An 18,409-nucleotide genomic window follows, 5' to 3' on the forward strand; every position below is an offset into this window, starting at 1 on the left:
ACGCGGGCTGCGCGAGGTTGGTTGCCGTACGCGTGTGCGAGCAGTGACGCTTTACGTCCGTATATGCGCCACCGGGGTGCGCGGTAACGATCGATCAAGATCAATTACGGGTGGGTGCCGGGCGTGTTGTCGGCGACAGGTGCGAGGATGCACCCGTACGGAACACCGGGCGGGGAGCCCCGTGTTCCGGGCAGACCTGACCGGACGGGCGCGTCCGTGCCGGGTGGGGGGCGGACGGTCGGGCAGCGATGCCCCGGCCCGGGCCGGGTCCCCGCCGGGCGCACGCGCACCGCGCAGAAGGGACCGCGACGGCGATGCAGATCCGGCTGACCGTCATCGGGCCGCGCAGCGGCCACCAGAGCGCGCCCGCGCCCGCCAGCTGTGACGTACTCGTCACCGCACCCGTCGGCACGCCGCTGTCGGCGGTGGCCTCCGGGCTGGCCGGGGCGGTCGGCGGCCCGGACACGGGCGGCACGGTCGTGCTCTACGCCGGGGCCGACCGGCTGGATCCGCAGCGGGCCGTGCTGGGCGAGCCGCCCTTGGTGGACGGGGCCGTACTGGCCGTCCACGGGCCGGTCCCCGACCGGCCCGGAGGACCCGCGCAGCTGGCCCTGCTGGCCCGTTCGGAGCGGCCGGCGCTGCTGGAGGTGGTGGCCGGGCCGGACGCGGGCGGCGTGCACCTGCTGCACCCCGGCGAGGTCCGGATCGGCCGGTCCGGCGACGCGGACGTACCGCTCGACGACCCGGACGTCTCGCGGCAGCACTGCGCGGTGCTGGTCGGGGAGGACGGCCGGGTCGCCGTCACCGACCTGAACTCGACGAACGGCACCACGGTCGACGGCACCGCCGTCGGACCGGCCCCGGTCGCACTGCCGCCGGGCGCACTGCTGCGCGTCGGCGAATCCACCCTCCGGCTGTCCCCCGCGGGCACCCCGGTCCCGCTCCCCCTGACCCCGGACCTGGAGGGCCACCTGACCCTCCCGCCGCCCCCGGCGCGGTACGACGCCCGGCCCGCGGCCACCCCGCCGACCGGGTACGGCGCCCAGGAGTCGCCGTCGGCCGGTGCCGACCCGTCCGGGCGGCCCGCCCACGGGGCGGCACCGGGCCACGGGCCCTCCCCGTCCGGCGGGGCACGCCCCGGCCCGGGGGGGCACTCCCCCGGCTCCCACACCGGCCAGGGCACCCCCGGACCGTCGTCCGGCCACGGCCCCGCAGGCACGGCCGCCCGCGCAGCCGGCCACGACCAGGACCCGTACGGCGCTCCCGGCAGCCCCGCGCACGGCACCGCCGCCCGCGCAGCCGGCCACGACCCGGGCCCCCACGCCGCCCCCGGCACGGCCGCACCGGCCGGTCACGGCCGCCCGCCCGCACCGGACCAGGGCCACGCCCCGGCCACGGCCCATCCCATCCTGCCCGCAATGCCCTCCCAGGCCCGTCCCGCCGGGCCGGCGGACCCTACGGCCGGGCACGCCCCGGCCCCGTACGGCACCCCCGGCACCCCGGCAGCCGCGCGCCCCGGCACGGCGACCCGCCCGCCCGCTCACGACCCGGGCCCGCACGCCGCCCCCGGCACGGCCACGGCGCCGGCCGGCCACGGCCACCGGCCCGCCGGAGCCGGGGACCGGGGCGCGGGAGCGCCCGGGGGCCCGGGCCGGGCCCCCCTCGCGGCGGAGCCGCACGCCGGTACGGCGGGGCAAGCCCGACCCGCACAGCCCGCCGGAGGCGGCCGCGCCCCCGCTCCGCAGCAGGGTGCCGCGGCCGCGCCCGCCGCCGTCGGCTACGCCCCCTTCGGCCACCGCCCGCAGGGCGGCGGACCCGCCGGAACCGGTGCGCCCGGCACGGGCGGAAGCCCGGGCGCGGGCACCGGCGCGGGCTCCCGGCTGCGGGCGTGGGCGCGCAGGTGGGTGGGCCGGGAGGCCGCGGCCGCGGACGAGGACGTGGCCGAGACCCCGGCCGGCCTGCTGCCGGACGAGGGCAACCCCGCCACGCTCCTGCTGGCCGCGCTCGCCCCGAGCGCGGAGCTGTGGGCCGGCGCCGCCCCCACGGTCAGCGCCCACCCCGGCCGGCCCACCGACCGCCCCGCAGCCCCGCTCACCGTCGCGCTCGGCGCCGGCAGCCGCGTCACGCTGACCGGGCCCGGGGCCGGCGCCCTCGGCCTGGCCGGCCCGCGGGCCCGGCTGACCGGTCTGACCAGGTCCGTCCTGGCGCAGCTCGCCGCCCGCCACGGCCCCGGCGAGCTGGAGATCGTGCTGCTGGCCAACGACCGGACCCGGCCGGCCGAGCAGCGCGTACAGGACTGGGGCTGGCTCGGCTGGCTGCCGCACACCCGGCCCGCCCACGGCCAGGACTGCCGGCTGCTGCTCGCCTACGACCGCGACCAGGCCGCCGCCCGCGCGGCCGAGCTCTCGCGGCGGCTCGACGACGGCCCGCTCGGCTCCGGCTGGTCGGCCGCCGAGCCGGACGCCGTACGGCAGGCGGCGGAGGCGTACCGCGGTCCGTACACGGTGGTGCTGGTCGACGGCGACCCCGGCCCCGGCCCGCTCCGCGACCTCACCCGGCGGCTCGCCTCGCACGGCCCGGCCGCCGGGATCCACCTGCTCTGCGTGGCCGAGGCCCCGGCCGCCAGCCCCGCCTCCCCGGTCACCGAGACCTTCGAGGCGGCCTGCGCGGCGGCGCCCGCGTTCCGCGACTGCGGGACGGTGGCCCTGCTGAGCGGGGACGTGGCCACCGCCGTCCGGGTCTTCCCGGTGTCCGGCGGCCGCCTCGGCGCCGACTCCGGCACGGCCACCGCCGACGGCGTCTCCGCCGCCTGGGCGGAGCGCTTCGCCCGCGCCCTCGCGCCGCTGCGCACCGGCAGTGCCGTGCCGGCAGCCGCCCGCCCCGCGGCGGCCCTGCCGCAGACCGCCCGGCTGCTCGACGAACTCGGCCTGGCCCGGGCCACCCCCGCCTCGCTGATGGCCCGCTGGGCCGAGGCCACCGACCAGGGGCAGTCCGTCGGCGGGCACGCCCAGATCGTGCTCGGCAGCGGCCGGGGCGGCCCGGTCGGCCTGGAGCTGGTCTCCGAGGGCCCGCACCTGGTGATCGAGGGCCCGCCCGGCAGCGGCCGTACGGAGCTGCTGCGCTCCGTCGCCGCCTCCCTCGCCTCCGCCGCCCGCCCCGACCGGCTCGGTCTGCTGCTGCTCGACGGCGCGGGCGGCAAGCGCGGCGAGGGCCTGGCCCCGTGCACCGACCTGCCGCACGTGTCGGCGCACCTGGTCGCCTCCGACCCGCTGCGGATGCGGGAGTTCGCGCAGGCCCTGGGTGCCGAGCTCAAGCGCCGGGACGAGCTCCTCGCCGGGGTGCCGTTCACCGAGTGGCACGAGCAGCGCGAGGTCTCCGACCGGATGGTCGCGCCGCGCCGGCCCGCCCCCGGCGAGCTGCGCGGGGAAGGCCGCGGCGATCTGGACTCCCCCCGTACCGGCACCCTCCGGCTGCGCGCGCAGGCCGGCGACCGGTCCAGGGCGGAGGCCGGCCCGGCCCCGCTGCCCCGGCTGGTGGTGCTGGTCGACGACTTCGACGCGCTGACCTCGCCCGCCCTGGGCAGTACGGGCCGCCCGGCCGCCGGCTCGGTCGTACGGGCCCTGGAGGCGGTGGCCCGGGAGGGCGCCCGGCTCGGGGTGCATCTGGTGACGGCCGGCGCCCGACCGGAGCGCACCGCGGACACCGAGCCGGCCCGGCAGTCCCGGCTGCGGGTGGAGCTGGACGCGCCCGACCGGCCCGGTCCCGGCCGGGGCGTGCTGCACCACCCGGAGGGGCGGATGACCCCGTTCCAGGCGGGCCGGGTGACGGGCCGTATCCCGCGCACGGCCACCCAGCGGCCGACGGTGGTGCCGCTGGAGTGGGAGCGGATGGGCGACCCGCCGGCCCGCCGTCCGGTGCGCGAGCTGGGCAACGGGCCGACCGACCTGGCCCTGCTGGCCAGCGCGCTGGACCGGGCCTCCCACCTGGTGTCGGCGATACCGGTGGCGTTCCCGCCCGCGCCGTAGCCCCCGCGCGCAGGCGGCCCCGTACGCCGCGGTCCGACGCATCGGGACCGGTCGGGGCACCGCCCGTTCGCCCGGGTGGAGCCCGGCCGACCCGACCGAGTCGGTCCGGGCGGGGGACGCGGTATTGCCCGCGGACCGTGTCCGGCGTAGACCTTGTGGCACGGAACACACCACGGGACACCACTGGACACCACCGGCATCGGGGGCCAAGCCATGCGCATCCGCGGACGAAGCCGTACGACGACACACGCCTGGGTGGCGCTGGCCGCCACCTCGGTGCTCGCTCTGGGCGCCTGCAGTGACGGGGGCGACGGGAACGGGACGGAACGGAGCGGCCAGGCGCAGCCGGGCAGCACCCCGGGCGTCTCCTTACCCGACCTGTCCGGCGAGAAGGTCGAGGTCGCGGCCGTCTGGACCGGTCCCGAGCAGGAGAACTTCGGCAAGGTCCTCAAGGAGTTCGAGAAGCGGACCGGCGCGAAGGTCACCTTCGTGCCCGCGCAGGACCCGATCGTGACCTTCCTCGGCACCAAGGTGGCCGGCGGGCAGCCGCCGGACGTGGCGCTGCTGCCGCAGGTCGGCGCACTGGTGTCGGCCGTGCAGAACAAGTGGGCGCAGCCGCTGGGCCCGGAGGCCCGGGCCCAGCTGGACAGGAACTACTCGAAGGGCTGGAAGGAGCTCGGCACGGTCGGCGGCACCCCGTACGGGGTGTACTACAAGGCCGCCAACAAGTCCCTGGTCTGGTACAACGCCAAGGCGTTCGAGGCGGCGGGCGCGAAGGTGCCCAAGACCTGGCCGGAGTTCCTCGCGACCGCGGAGACCCTGTCGGCCTCGGGCGTGCCCGCGGTGTCGGTGGCCGGCGCGGACGGCTGGACGCTGACGGACTGGTTCGAGAACGTGTACCTCTCCCAGTCCGGTCCCGAGAAGTACGACAAGCTGGCCAAGCACCAGATCAAGTGGACGGATCCCAGTGTCGGCGAGGCCCTGCGGACCCTGGCCTCGCTGTTCGGCCGCAAGGACTACCTGGCGGGCGGCCAGACCGGGGCGCTGGCCACCGAGTTCCCCAAGTCGGTGACGCAGACCTTCACCGGCGGCGAGCAGCCGGCCGCGGCGATGGTCTTCGAGGGCGACTTCGTGGCGGTGAACATCGCCCAGACCGACGCGAAGATCGGCGAGGACGCGAAGGTGTTCCCCTTCCCGGCGGTGGGCGCCAAGGCGCCGGTGGTGTCGGGCGGTGACGTGGCGGTGGCGCTGAAGCCGTCGAAGGGCGCTCAGGCCCTGCTGACGTTCCTGGCGTCGCCGGACGCGGCGGAGATCCAGGCCCGTGAGGGCGGCTTCCTCTCGCCGAACAAGTCGGTGCCGCCGGAGGCGTACCCGAACGACATCCAGCGGGAGATCGCGAAGTCGCTGATCGCGGCGGGCGACGACTTCCGGTTCGACATGTCCGACCAGGCCCCGGCGTCGTTCGGCGGGACCCCGGGCGCGGGCGAGTGGAAGGTGCTGCAGGACTTCCTGAAGAACCCGTCCGACGTGGCGGGGACGCAGGCGAGGCTGGAGGCCGAAGCGGCCAAGGCGTTCGGGAACTGATCCCGGTGCCCGGGACGTCACGGGCACGGTCCGCCGTGCCGGGACCCGAGCGGCGGCGGCAGCGCAGGCGGCACCGGCTGGTCGCGGCCGCCTTCCTGCTGCCCGCGCTGGTGCTGCTGGGCGCGCTGGTGCTGGAGCCGATTGTGTATTCCGTCTACCGCAGCCTCCTGGACCGGTCCGGCGGCTCCTTCGTCGGGCTGGACAACTACGCGGAGATCCTGCGGGACGACGGCATCCGGAAGGCGCTGAAGAACACGGCGGTGTGGGTGGTGCTGGCGCCGGCCCTCGCGACCGCGCTGGGCCTGGTCTTCGCGGTGCTGACGGAGCGGGTGCGCTGGGGCACCGCGTTCAAGCTGGTGGTGTTCATGCCGATGGCGATCTCGATGCTGGCGGCGGGGATCATCTTCCGGCTGGTCTACGACCAGGACCCCGACCGGGGCGTGGCGAATGCGGTGTGGGTGGGGGTGCACGACACCTTCGCGGAGTCCTCGGCGTTCCCGAAGGCCCGGCCGGGCCGGGACTCGCCGCTGGTGCCGGCCGGCGGGGGCGCGTTCGCGACCCGGGAGCCGGTGCGGGCGGGCGTGCCGGTGCTGCTGCCGATGGTCGGCGTGGCGCCCGCGGCCCTGCCCGGGGACACGGAGCCGGCCCGCCCGGCGGCGGCCGCGCCGGGGAAGGTCACGGGCACCGTCTGGCAGGACTTCGCCCGGGGCGGCGGCGGCCGCACCAACGCGGTGGACCCGGCCGAGCCGGCGTACGCGGGGCTGCGGATCGAGGCGGTCAGGGACGGGAAGGTGGTGGACTCCACCCGGGCCAGGGCCGACGGCACCTTCACCCTGTCGGCGAAGGCGGACGGGGCGGTGCTGCGGCTGCCCGCGGACAACTTCCGGGAGGCGTACGCGGGCGTGGACTGGCTGGGGCCGTCCCTGGTGACCCCGGCGGTCATCGGCGCGTACGTCTGGATGTGGGCCGGGTTCGCGATGGTGCTGATCGGGGCCGGGCTGGCGTCGGTGCCCCGGGAACTGCTGGAGGCGGCCCGGGTGGACGGGGCCAACGAGTGGCAGGTGTTCCGCAGGATCACCGTGCCGGTGCTGGCTCCGGTGCTGGCGGTGGTGCTGGTGACCCTGGTGATCAACGTGATGAAGGTCTTCGACCTGGTCTTCGTGATCGCCCCCGGGTCGGTGCAGGACGACGCGAACGTGCTGGCGCTGCAGCTGTACCGGACCTCCTTCGGCACGGACGCCGACCAGGGTCTGGGCAGTGCGATCGCGGTGCTGCTGCTGGTGCTGGTGGTCCCGGTCATGCTCTACAACATCCGCCGGCTGCGGAAGGAGGGCTCCCGATGAGCGGGCCCGTGCACAACCCGCCCGTGCCGGGCCGGCCCGCGGGGTCCCCGGCGGCCGGTCCTCGGCGGACCTCCGTGGCCGCGCGGCTCGCCGCCCGGGCCGGGGGCGGTGCCGTCCGGGTCTTCCTGGTGCTGGCGGCCCTGTTCTGGCTGCTGCCGACGCTCGGCCTGCTGCTGTCCTCGTTCCTGTCGCCCTCCGACCTGAACCGGGAGGGCTGGTGGCAGGTGCTGACCGCGCCCTCCCGGCTGACCGCCGCCAACTACGGTGACCTGCTGGCGAACGAGACCATCACCAAGGCGCTGCTCAGCACGGTGGCGATCACCGTCCCGGCGACCCTGCTGGTGATCACGCTGGGGGCGTTCGCCGGATACGCCTTCGCCTGGCTGGAGTTCCCCGGGCGGGACTGGCTGTTCCTGCTCGTGGTGGGGCTGTTGGTGGTTCCGGTCCAGGTCGCGCTGATCCCGGTGTCCGAACTCTTCGGGTCCGTGGGGCTGTTCGAGACCACGGCCGGGGTGGTGCTGTTCCACACCGCCTTCGGGCTGCCCTTCGCCGTGTTCCTGCTGCGGAACTTCTTCGCGGAGATCCCGCGCGAGCTGCTGGAGGCGGCGCGGCTGGACGGGGCGGGCGAACTCCGGCTGTTCGCCCGGGTGGTGCTGCCGCTGGGCGCCCCGGCCATCGCCTCGCTGGGCATCTTCCAGTTCCTGTGGGTGTGGAACGACATGCTGGTCGCGCTGGTCTTCGCCGATTCGGCGAACCCGCCGATCACGGTGGCGCTGCAGCAGCAGGTCCGGCAGTTCGGCAACAACATCGACGTGCTGGCGCCGGGGGCGTTCCTGTCGATGGTGGTGCCGCTGCTCGTCTTCTTCGCGTTCCAGCGGCAGTTCGTGACGGGGGTGATGGCGGGGGCGGTGAAGTGAGGGCAACCGGTGTTGACGCCGGGTAACCCGATTGCCGCACTCCGCGTAACCCGATGATCTCCGGAGCGGTTCCCGGGCCATATGCCCGCGCCGACCCCTGGATGTCCCGTGCCCCGGTTCAGCGTCATCGTGCCCGCGTACAAGGTCCAGGCGTACCTGCAGGAGAGTCTGGACTCGGTCCTGTCCCAGTCGTACGAGGACCTGGAACTGATCGTCGTGGACGACGCCTCCCCGGACGCCTGCGGTTCGATCATCGACGAGAACGCGGCGCGCGATCCCCGGGTGAAGGCCGTCCACCTCGCCCGGAACCTGGGCCTGGGCCCGGCCCGCAACGCCGGTCTGGCCCGGGCCACCGGCGACTACGTCCTCTTCCTGGACGGCGATGACACCTTCACTCCCGGCGCGCTGCGGGCCATCGCCGACCGGATCAAGGCCACCGACACACCGGACGTCCTGCTCTATGACTACGCGCGCGCGTTCTGGACCGGCGAGGTGGCGCGCAACCGGCTCTCCCGGCTGCTCGCGGAGGACGGCCCTGCCTCGTTCCGGCTCACCGACCGGCCCTCGCTGCTGGGCCTGCTGATGGTGGTCTGGAACAAGGCGTACCGCCGCGAGTTCGTGGAACGCGAGGGCCTGGCCTTCCCGCCCGGCCTGTACGAGGACACGCCCTGGACCTATCCGGCGCTGCTGACCGCCGACTCGATCGCCGTCCTGGACCGGGTGTGCGTGCACTACCGGCAGCGCCGGACCGGCAGCATCCTGGGCACGGCCGGCCCCCGCCACCTGGAGATCTTCGACCAGTACGACCGCCTCTTCGCCTTCCTGGCGGCCCGGCCCGAGCTCGGCTCCTGGGAGCCGGCCCTGCACCGGCGCATGGCCGAGCACTTCTGCGCCCTGTTCGGCAGTCCGGTGCGGCTGCCGCGCGAGGTGCGCGCGGAGTTCTTCCGGCGGGCCGCCGAGCAGCTGCGCCGTCACCGGACGGAGGGCGGCGGGGCGCTGCCCGCGTCCCGGACGGCCCGGCTGCGGCACTCACTGATGCTGCTGGGCCTGCGGCGCACCTACGTGGCGCTGACCAGGCTGCGGCGCGGCGGCCGGACCGCCGTACGGTGGGCCGCGGCGGCCCGGCAAGGGCTGCGGGAGGCACTCGGCCGGCTGTACTACCGCACGCTGCGGGCGCTGCCGCTCCGCCCGGACCTGGCGGTGTTCAGCGCGTACTGGCACGGCGGCTACGCCTGCAACCCGGCGGCGATCGAGGCGAAGCTGCGGGAGCTGGCGCCGGGGATGCGCACGGCCTGGATCTGCGCGCCGGAGCACGCGGCGACGCTCCCGCCGGCCACGGCGGCACTGCGGCCGGGGTCCTTCGCCTACTGGGCGGCGCTGGCCCGCGCCCGCTACCTGGTCAGCAACGTGAACTTCGACCGGGCGCTGGTGAAGCGGCGCGGCCAGGTGCTGCTGCAGACGCAGCACGGCACCCCGCTGAAGCGGGTCGGGCTGGACCTGCTGGACCGGCCCGCGGCCACCCCGACCGCGGACCTGGCGGGGCTGTTGCGGGGGGCCGACCAGTGGGACTACCTGCTGTCGGCGAACCGGCACTCCACGCTGGTCTGGGAGAAGGCGGTGCCGGCCCGCTACACGACGCTGGAGTACGGATACCCGCGGAACGACGTGTTCCAGCGCGCCACGGCCGTCGAGGTGGCGGAGCTGCGCCGGCGGCTGGGCATCCCGGCCGGCACGACCGCGATCCTGTACGCGCCCACGCACCGGGACTACCGGCGGAGCCGACCGGACCACCTGGACTTCGAAAGGGTCCTGCGGGACCTCGGCCCCCGTTTCGTGCTGCTGACGCGGGCGCACCTCACCTACCGCCCGGGGCCGTTGACTCCGGACCGCTGTCAGCTTCCCCGCCTGATCGACGTCTCCGCGCACCCCTCGGTCGAGGAGCTGTGCCTGGCCTCGGACGCCCTGGTCACCGACTATTCCTCGCTGATGTTCGACTACGCGGCGCTGGACCGGCCGATCGTGATCCACGCGGACGACTGGGAGGCGTACGAGGCGGCCCGCGGCACGTACTTCGACCTGCGGGGGTTCCCGCCGGGGGCGATCGCCCGGACCGAGGACGAGCTGGTGGACATCTTCTCGACGGGCCACTGGCGCGGATCGCGTTCCGCCCAGCTCCGGGCGGCCTTCCGGGCCCGGTTCTGCGCGCTGGACGACGGACGGGCGGCGGAACGCGTGGTGCGCCGGGTCTTCCTGGACCAGCCGGACCCGGTCCCGCCCTTCCTCCCGCCGGAGTCCCTCCGCCCGGCCCCCACCGCCTCCCCGACGGCGCCTCCCGGAGCAACCTCCCCCACCCTCACGGAACCGCTGACAGACCTGGCCACACCCTTCTGGCCCTAGCTTGGCGCCCGGACGCCGCGCCGTGTGGGCAGGCGTGCCGCAGGGGCGGCACGGGTGGGCACACGGCACACCGGCGCACACCGGTCGCGCAGCGTGTGCCTGGACCCCGACCCCGCACTACGGGGTCGGACCCTGCTCGGGGCGGAGCTCCGCTCCCGGGCGGTGCCGGGCCCGGCGAAGCCGGCGCTCCGCCCGAAGGGGCGGCGTCGGCGGAGCCGCGCCAGACCCGCCTGCCCGGCCGGCCATGCCTACGCGCGAAGGCCCGCCACCGCCGCGCGCGCCAGCGCGTCCAGGCAGGCGCGGTCCACGGCGTCGCCGACGACCACCTGCCGCCAGTACAGCGGCCCGATCGCCAGGTCGAGCGCCCGCTCCGGATCGGTGTCCGGCGCCAGCTCGCCGCGCGCGACCGCCTCGGCCACGATCCCCCCGGCGAGCCGCCGCTGGCCGTCCAGCAGCGCTCCCCGCACCGCATCGGCGATCTCCGGGTTCCGCGCCGCCTCCACCAGCAGGTCGGGGATCACCGCCGAGGCCACCGGATGCCGCAGCACGTGCGAGGTGACCTCCAGCAGCGCCCGTACGTCCCCGTACAGCGACCCGGTCGCCGGCACCGGCACGCCCTCCGCCGCGAAGGCGCCGATCAGGTCCAGCACCAGGTGCAGCTTGGACTTCCAGCGGCGGTAGACCGCCGTCTTGCCCACGCCCGCGCGCCGCGCGATCCCCTCGATCGACATCCGTGAGAACCCGACCGCCGCGAGCTCCTCCAGGACGGCCGCGCGGATCGCCTCGGTGACGTCCTCGCGCAGCACGGCCGCGCCCGCCGGTGCCCGCCGGGGCGTGGCGGCGGGAGCAGCGGGAGCGGAGGGAGCAGCAGGAGCAGCGGAAGCGGGAGCGGAGGGGTCGCTGGTCATGCACAGAGCATAGCCGGGAACGCCGCCACCCTACCGTCACGACGATACGGTTGCGTTCCGACGAACCCCGCCCTACTCTCGCCGTAGCGACGATACGGACCCGTTCCGTCCTCCCGGCGGTCAACCGCCCGGAGGCGACCCAAGGCGAAAGCGACCCCGCGTGATCACCACACCCCTGGACCGGCAGGCGGCCCCGCGCACTCCCGCGGAACTCGCCGCCGCCCACGGCCTCACCGTCAGCGGCGCCCGCCCCTCCCTCTCCCGGTACGTCCGGGACCTGTGGGGCCGCCGCCACTTCGTCACCGCCTTCGCGACGGCCCGCATGGCGGCGCAGTACAGCGGCGCCAGACTCGGCCAGCTCTGGCACCTGGTGACCCCGCTGCTCAACGCGTTCGTCTACTTCTTCGTCTTCGGCGTGGTCATGAAGGCGAGCCACGGCGTCCCCGACTACCTCCCCTTCCTCCTCACCGGCGTCTTCGTCTGGGACTTCATCGGCAGCTCGGTCAACGCCGGCACCCGCGCCATCCACGGCAACCTCGGACTGGTCCGCGCCCTGCACTTCCCCCGCGCGAGCCTGCCCATCGCCGTCGTGGTCCAGCTGTTCCAGCAGCTGCTGGTCACCATGGGCGCCCTGCTGATCCTGCTCCTCGCCTTCGGGCAGACCCCCACCGCGGCCTGGCTGCTGGCCGTTCCCGCCCTGCTCCTGATGGCCGTGTTCTGCGCCGGCTGCGCACTGGCCATGGCCCGGATCGGCGCCAAGACCCCCGACGTCAGCCAGCTGATGCCGTTCGTCCTGCGCACCTGGATGTACGCCTCGGGCGTGATGTGGTCCATCGACACCATGCTCGGCAAGGACCGGTTCCCCCACTGGGTGCTGCTCGCCCTGAAGACCAACCCCGCCGCGGTCTACATCGACCTGCTGCGGTTCGCCCTGATCGACGGCTTCCGGGCCCACAACCTGCCCCCGCACGTCTGGGCCGTCGCCGCCGGCTGGGCGCTGCTCGCCGGCGTCGGCGGGTTCGTCTGGTTCTGGAAGGCAGAAGAGGAGTACGGCCGTGGCTGACCTGACCCACCCCACCGTCATCGCCGAGGACGTCCACGTCGTCTACGAGGTCCACGGCAGCGGCGGCGGCCGCGGCACCGCCACCGCCGCGCTCGGCCGCATCCTCCGCCGGAAGGACCCCCGCCCGCAGACCCGCCGGGTGCACGCCGTACGCGGCGTCACCTTCACCGCGTACAGGGGTGAGGCCATCGGACTGATCGGCTCCAACGGCTCCGGGAAGTCCACCCTGCTCCGCGCGATCGCCGGACTGCAGCCGGTGGCGTCCGGCCGGGTCTGGTCACAGGGGCAGCCCTCGCTCCTCGGCGTCAACGCGGCCCTGATGAACGACCTGACCGGCGAGCGGAACGTGATCCTCGGCGGTCTGGCCATGGGCATGACCCGGCAGCAGGTCCGCGACCGCTACGCGGAGATCGTCGAATTCTCCGGCGTCAACGAGAAGGGCGACTTCGCCTCCCTCCCCATGCGCACGTACTCCTCCGGCATGGCGGCCCGGCTGCGGTTCTCCATCGCCGCCGCGAAGAACCACGACGTGCTGATGATCGACGAGGCCCTGGCCACCGGCGACGCCCGCTTCCAGCGCCGCAGCCAGGCCCGGATCGAGGAGCTCCGCAAGGAGGCCGGCACCGTCTTCCTGGTCAGCCACGGCATCGGCACCATCCGCGAGACCTGCGACCGCGCGATCTGGCTGGAACGCGGCGTCCTCCGCATGGACGGCCCGGCGGAGGAGGTCTGCGCCGCGTACGAGGCGTTCACCAGGGCCGGGTGAGGCACCCTCCCGACCTCCGCTCCCGCCCCCGCCCCGGCGGAAACGGCCACGCGGAAGCGGCCGGGCGGAAACGGCCCCGGCCCCCGGACCATGAAGGTCCGGGGGCCGGGGTTCACTCCGTGCGGCGACTAGCCGTGCGCCCGCAGCAGGCTGCGCATCGTGCGCATGGCCACCGACAGGTTCGCCAGGTCGAAGTCGTCCGAGCCCTGGATCTCGTCGAGCGTGGTCCGCGCGCGGCCCAGGATCGCCGCGTTCTTCTCCTCCCAGGCCTTGAAGCGCTCCTCGGGAGTGGCATCGCCCTCGCCCACCGCCAGCACGTCCGCGGTCAGCCCCGCGTGTGCCGCGAACAGGTCCTCGCGGATGGAGGCACGGGCCATCGACTGCCAGCGGTCGGCCCGCGGCAGCTCGATGATCCGGTCCATCAGCTGGGTGATGTCCAGGCGGTCGGCCAGGTCGTAGTAGACCTCCGCGACGCCCAGCGGGTCGATGCCCGTACGGTCCGCGATCGCGACGATGTCCAGGGTCGGGAAGGCCGAGGAGAACCCGGCGACCTTCGCGCCCAGCTCCTCCGGCACGCCCGCCTCGGTCAGCTCGTCCAGCACCAGCTGGTACCACTCCAGGTCCGCGCCGCGCACCAGCTTCGGCAGCTCCGACCAGACCTGCGTGACCCGCTCGCCGAAGAAGGCGATGGTCTCGCCGATCTGCAGCGGCTGCGGCCGGTTGTTGAGCAGCCAGCGGGTGCCGCGCTCGACCAGGCGGCGCGAGTGCAGCCGGATCCGGGTCTGCACGTCGGCCGCGACCCTGTTGTCCAGCGCCTCGACCGCGTCCCACACCTCGGCCAGGCCGAAGATCTCGCGGGCCGAGAGCTGCGCCCGGACGATCTCCTCCAGGGAGGCCCCGGTCTCCTCGCGCAGACGGTGCAGGAACGTCGAGCCGCCGGTGTTGACGGTGTCGTTGACCAGCAGCGTGGTGACGATCTCCCGGTGCAGCGCGTGCGCGTCGATCTGCTCGGGGAACTTCTCCCGCAGCGCCGTCGGGAAGTACGCGTGCAGCAGGGTGCGCAGGTACGGGTCGTCCGGCAGCGTGGTGTGGACCAGCTCGTCCGCCACCGTGATCTTGGTGTAGGCGAAGAGCACCGCCAGCTCGGGCTGGGTCAGTCCCTCGTTGCGGTTGAGCAGCTCGCGGACCTGCCGGTCGTTGGGCAGGAACTCCAGGGCCCGGTCCAGCTGCCCGTCGCGGCCCAGGCGGCGCATGAAGCGCTGCTGGGCGTGGAGCAGGCTGGGCGCCTGGGCGCTGCCGTTGGCCAGGGCGGTGTTCTGCGCGTAGTTGTTGCGCAGCACCAGGCGGCCGACCTCGTCGGTCATCTCGGCGAGCAGCTTGTTGCGCTGCTTGAGGGTCATGTCCCCGTCGGTGACCAGCGCGTTCAGCAGGATCTTGATGTTCACCTCGTGGTCGGAGGTGTCCACGCCGGCGCTGTTGTCGATGGCGTCGGTGTTGATCCTGCCGCCCTCGCCGCCGGCGCCGGTGCGGGCGTACTCGATCCGGCCCAGCTGGGTCAGGCCGAGGTTGCCGCCCTCGCCGACGACCTTGACCCGCAGGTCCTGGCCGTTGACGCGGATCGCGTCGTTGGCCTTGTCGCCGACGTCGGTGTGCGACTCGGAGGAGGCCTTGACGTAGGTGCCGATGCCGCCGTTCCACAGCAGGTCGACCGGGGCCGCCAGGACAGCCTGCATCAGCTCGGCCGGGGTCATCTTGGTGACGCCGTCCTCGATGCCCAGGGCCTCCCGCATCTGCGCGTTGACCGGGATGGACTTCGCGGTGCGCGGGTGGATGCCGCCGCCCGCGGACAGCAGCGCGGTGTCGTACTCGGCCCACGAGGAGCGCGGCAGCTCGAAGAGGCGGCGGCGCTCGGCGTAGGAGACGGCCGCGTCCGGGTGCGGGTCGATGAAGATGTGCCGGTGGTCGAAGGCGGCGACCAGGCGGATGTGCTCGGAGAGCAGCATGCCGTTGCCGAACACGTCACCGGACATGTCGCCGACGCCGACGACCGTGAAGTCCTCGGACTGGGTGTCGTGGCCCAGCTCCCGGAAGTGCCGCTTGACGGACTCCCAGGCGCCGCGGGCGGTGATGCCCATGCCCTTGTGGTCGTAGCCAGCCGAGCCGCCGGAGGCGAAGGCGTCGCCGAGCCAGAAGCCGTACTCCTGGGCGACGCCGTTGGCGATGTCGGAGAAGGTGGCGGTGCCCTTGTCGGCGGCGACGACCAGGTAGGTGTCGTCCTCGTCGTGGCGGACCACGTCCTTCGGCGGCACGACCTCGCCGCCGACCAGGTTGTCGGTGATGTCGAGCAGCGCCGAGATGAAGATCTTGTACGAGGCGATGCCCTCGGCGAACCAGGCGTCGCGGTCCACCGACGGGTCCGGCAGGTTCTTCGCGACGAAGCCGCCCTTGGCGCCGACCGGGACGATGACGGTGTTCTTCACCATCTGCGCCTTGACCAGGCCGAGGATCTCCGTACGGAAGTCCTCGCGGCGGTCGGACCAGCGCAGGCCGCCTCGGGCGACCTTGCCGAAGCGCAGGTGGACGCCCTCGACGCGCGGGGAGTACACCCAGATCTCGAAGGCCGGGCGCGGGGCCGGCAGGTCCGGGATGGCCTGCGGGTCGAACTTCATCGACACGTAGGAGTGGGCCTCGCCGGCGGCGTTCTTCTGGCCCCTGCTGTCGCTTCCATCGCTGGCGCTCTGGAAGAAGTTCGTCCGCAGCGTCGCCTTGATCATCGTCAGGAAGGAGCGCAGGATGCGGTCCTCGTCGAGCGAGGCGACCTGGTCCAGGGCCCCGTCGAGCTCCTCCAGCATGGCGTCGACGAGCTCGGTGCCGGCGGACTGGCGGCCGGGCGACATCCGGGCCTCGAAGAGCGAGACCAGCAGCCGGGTGGTGTGGACGTTGTTGCGGAGGGTGTCCTCCATGTAGTCCTGGGAGAACGTGGAGCCGGCCTGGCGCATGTACTTGGCGTACGCGCGCAGCACGACGGCCTGCCGCCAGGTCAGCCCGGCGCGCAGCACCAGCGTGTTGAAGTTGTCGTTCTCGGCGTCGCCCTGCCAGACCGCGGCGAAGGCGTCCTGGAAGCGCTCGCGGGCGTCGTCGCCCAGGAAGGACGCCTCGCCGTTGCCGGCGGGCGCGGGCAGCCGCAGGCCGAAGTCGTAGATCCACGCGTTGGCGCGGTCGGCGCAGCGCAGCTCGTACGGGCGCTCGTCGGTGACCTCGACGCCCAGCCGCTGCAGCACCGGCAGGACGGCGGACAGGGACACCGGCTCGCCGGTGCGGTAGATCTTGAAGCGGCGCTCGCCGGGGCGGGCGCCGACCGGCTCGTACAGGGACAGCGCGAAGTCGCGGTCGCTGGCGACCAGCTTCTCGATGTGCAGCAGGTCGGCGACGGCCGCGCGCGGCGAGTGGTCCGACTTGTAGCCCTCGGAGAAGGCGGTGCCGTAGCGGCGCAGCAGCTCGGCGGCGCGCTCCTCACCGCACTCGGCGATCAGCGCCTCCTGGAAGCCGTCGGCCCAGGAGCGGGCGGCCTCGACCAGACGGGCCTCGACGTGCTCGATGTCGCCGTCGGTCAGGACGGGCAGCACGGTGCCCTGGGGGACGCGGATGACGAAGTGGATCCGGGACAGGATCGACTCGGTGTTCCAGGCGGTGAAGTCGACGCTGGTGCCGCCGAGCTCCTCCTTGAGGATGTCCATCAGGCGCAGCCGGACGCCGGTGGTGAAGCGGTCGCGCGGCAGGTAGACGAGCGCCGAGTAGTAGCGGCCGTACTCGTCCTGGCGCAGGTACAGCCGCAGCCGGCGGCGCTCCTGCAGGTAGAGCACCGAGGTGACGATGGACTGGAGCTGGTCGACCGGGGTCTGGAACAGCTCGTCGCGCGGGTAGGTCTCCAGGATCTGCGTCAGGTCGCGGCCGTCGTGGCTGTTCGCCTCGAAGCCGGCCCGCTCCAGGACCTCGTCGACCTTGCGGCGGATCACCGGGACGCGGCGCACCGACTCGGTGTACGCGGCGGAGGAGAACAGGCCGAGGAAGCGGCGCTCGCCGACCACGTTGCCGTCGGCGTCGAACTTCTTGACGCCGACGTAGTCGAGGTAGCTCGGGCGGTGCACGGTGGAGCGGCTGTTGGCCTTGGTCAGCACCAGCAGCTTGTGCTCGCGGGCCTTGGCGCGGGCGTCGGCGGGCAGCCGGTTGAAGGACGGCGAGACCGGGTGGCCGTCCTCCTTGCCGTGGTGCGGGTCCGAGCGCAGGATGCCGAGGCCGGTGCCGGGCACGGCGGACAGCGCGTCGCCGTCGACGAGGTTGTACTCGCGGTAGCCGAGGAAGGTGAAGTGGTCGTCGGAGAGCCAGCGCAGCAGCTCCCGGGCCTCTTCGAGCTCGTACTCGTGCAGGTCGGGGGCGACGGGCTCGTCGGGCAGGCCGTCGGCGATGCGCAGCGCGGCGTCGCGCATCTTCTCCCAGTCCTCGACGGCCTCGCGGACGTCGGACAGGACGCGGAGCAGGTTGGCGGTGATCTGCTTGAGGTCGGCGCGGTCGGTCTCGCGGTCCATCTCCACGTGGATCCAGGACTCGACGAGGGCGTCGTGCGGGCGCTCGGCCTTGCCGCCGCCCGCCTTGCCGCCCTGGGCCTCGCCGTTCGGGGAGAGGATCTCGATCAGCTTGCCGGTGACGTCACGGCGGACGACGACCTGCGGGTGGATGACGAGGTGGATGCCACGGCCCTGGCGGGACAGCTCGTTCGTCACGGAGTCCACGAGGAAGGGCATGTCGTCGGTGACGACCTCGACCACCGAGTGGCTGGAGGTCCAGCCGTTCTCCTCGACGGTCGGCGTCTGGACGCGCACGTTCGCGGTGCCCTGCGGCCGGTTCTCGGCGAGACGGAAGTGGGAGAGAGCGGCACCGAAGACGTCGACGGGGTCGCGGTCCGTCATGTCCTCGGGTGCGGTGTGCAGGTAGTAGCGCTGGAGGTAGTCGAGCACCGTGTCGCGGTCTGGCCGGCCGGCCTGCTCGGACCCAGTCGGAAGTAGCCCCCCGGCCGGGCTGTTCTCAGCTACCCGGGCCGCCCGTGCGAGCAGCTCGGCCTTTGCTTCGTCCAGCTTGGTCTGCATGTCCTCATGGCTCCTGTCGCGCGCCGTTGCGTGACGTAGGTGAAGGAAGGAAACGCGGAAATCGCAGTCGACGACGACGCTATGTCGAGGTGGGATGTCACCGGAACGGATTCGGCCAAGATCGGCCAGGGGGTCCGGTCGTTCCGCGCGCGTGAAACAGCGAAGGCCCGGGCGCGCAGGTGCGTCGCCGGGCGCAGGCCGGGGGCGTCGGTGCCCCCGATGGCTATCGCGCTGATCACGGGTACAAGGCTATCTCGCCACA

The 18,409-nt window shown here is 74.0% G+C and carries 9 protein-coding genes; 7 read left to right on the forward strand and 2 right to left on the reverse strand.

Annotated features, from left to right (window positions below; all coding sequences use genetic code 11):
- The first annotated feature begins 314 nt into the window (after positions 1 to 314).
- From AB0O36_RS11550 to AB0O36_RS11570, 5 genes are all read left to right on the forward strand, one after another.
- Positions 315 to 4,025, forward strand: a complete 3,711-nt coding sequence (locus tag AB0O36_RS11550; protein ID WP_365107480.1) for an FHA domain-containing protein — start codon at positions 315 to 317, stop codon at positions 4,023 to 4,025.
- Positions 4,026 to 4,238: 213 nt separating this feature from the next.
- A complete protein-coding gene (locus AB0O36_RS11555) occupies positions 4,239 to 5,609 on the forward strand; it encodes an ABC transporter substrate-binding protein (protein WP_365107483.1) in 1,371 nt (456 codons plus the stop codon).
- Positions 5,610 to 5,644: 35 nt separating this feature from the next.
- A complete protein-coding gene (locus AB0O36_RS11560; protein WP_365107486.1) occupies positions 5,645 to 6,952 on the forward strand; it encodes a sugar ABC transporter permease in 1,308 nt (435 codons plus the stop codon).
- On the forward strand, positions 6,949 to 7,869 hold the full coding sequence (locus AB0O36_RS11565; protein ID WP_365107489.1) for a carbohydrate ABC transporter permease: 921 nt from the start codon (positions 6,949 to 6,951) through the stop codon (positions 7,867 to 7,869). The genes AB0O36_RS11560 and AB0O36_RS11565 overlap by 4 nt, the downstream gene beginning before the upstream one ends.
- Positions 7,870 to 7,977: 108 nt before the next feature.
- Positions 7,978 to 10,266, forward strand: a complete 2,289-nt coding sequence (locus tag AB0O36_RS11570) for a bifunctional glycosyltransferase family 2 protein/CDP-glycerol:glycerophosphate glycerophosphotransferase (protein ID WP_365107492.1) — start codon at positions 7,978 to 7,980, stop codon at positions 10,264 to 10,266.
- A 248-nt stretch (positions 10,267 to 10,514) separates the two neighbouring features.
- Here the strand turns inward: AB0O36_RS11570 and AB0O36_RS11575 are convergent, their stop codons facing one another.
- On the reverse strand, positions 10,515 to 11,174 hold the full coding sequence (locus tag AB0O36_RS11575; RefSeq protein ID WP_365107495.1) for a TetR/AcrR family transcriptional regulator: 660 nt from the start codon (positions 11,172 to 11,174) through the stop codon (positions 10,515 to 10,517).
- A gap of 160 nt (positions 11,175 to 11,334) precedes the next feature.
- Between AB0O36_RS11575 and AB0O36_RS11580 the strand changes: the two genes are divergently transcribed.
- Entirely contained in the window at positions 11,335 to 12,237 is a 903-nt protein-coding gene (locus tag AB0O36_RS11580) for an ABC transporter permease (RefSeq protein WP_365107498.1), read from the forward strand.
- Positions 12,230 to 13,003 (forward strand): ABC transporter ATP-binding protein, encoded by a 774-nt coding sequence (locus tag AB0O36_RS11585; RefSeq protein WP_365107501.1) that lies wholly within the window; start codon positions 12,230 to 12,232, stop codon positions 13,001 to 13,003. The genes AB0O36_RS11580 and AB0O36_RS11585 overlap by 8 nt, the downstream gene beginning before the upstream one ends.
- A 128-nt stretch (positions 13,004 to 13,131) precedes the next feature.
- On the opposite strand, the gene AB0O36_RS11590 is transcribed toward AB0O36_RS11585, so the two are convergent.
- Complete coding sequence (locus tag AB0O36_RS11590) at positions 13,132 to 18,147, reverse strand: NAD-glutamate dehydrogenase (RefSeq protein ID WP_365107504.1); 5,016 nt, start codon at positions 18,145 to 18,147, stop codon at positions 13,132 to 13,134.
- Positions 18,148 to 18,409: the final 262 nt, after the last annotated feature.

Origin of the sequence: Streptomyces sp. NPDC089799 (assembly GCF_040684755.1) — a bacterium.
Classification (GTDB): domain Bacteria; phylum Actinomycetota; class Actinomycetes; order Streptomycetales; family Streptomycetaceae; genus Streptomyces.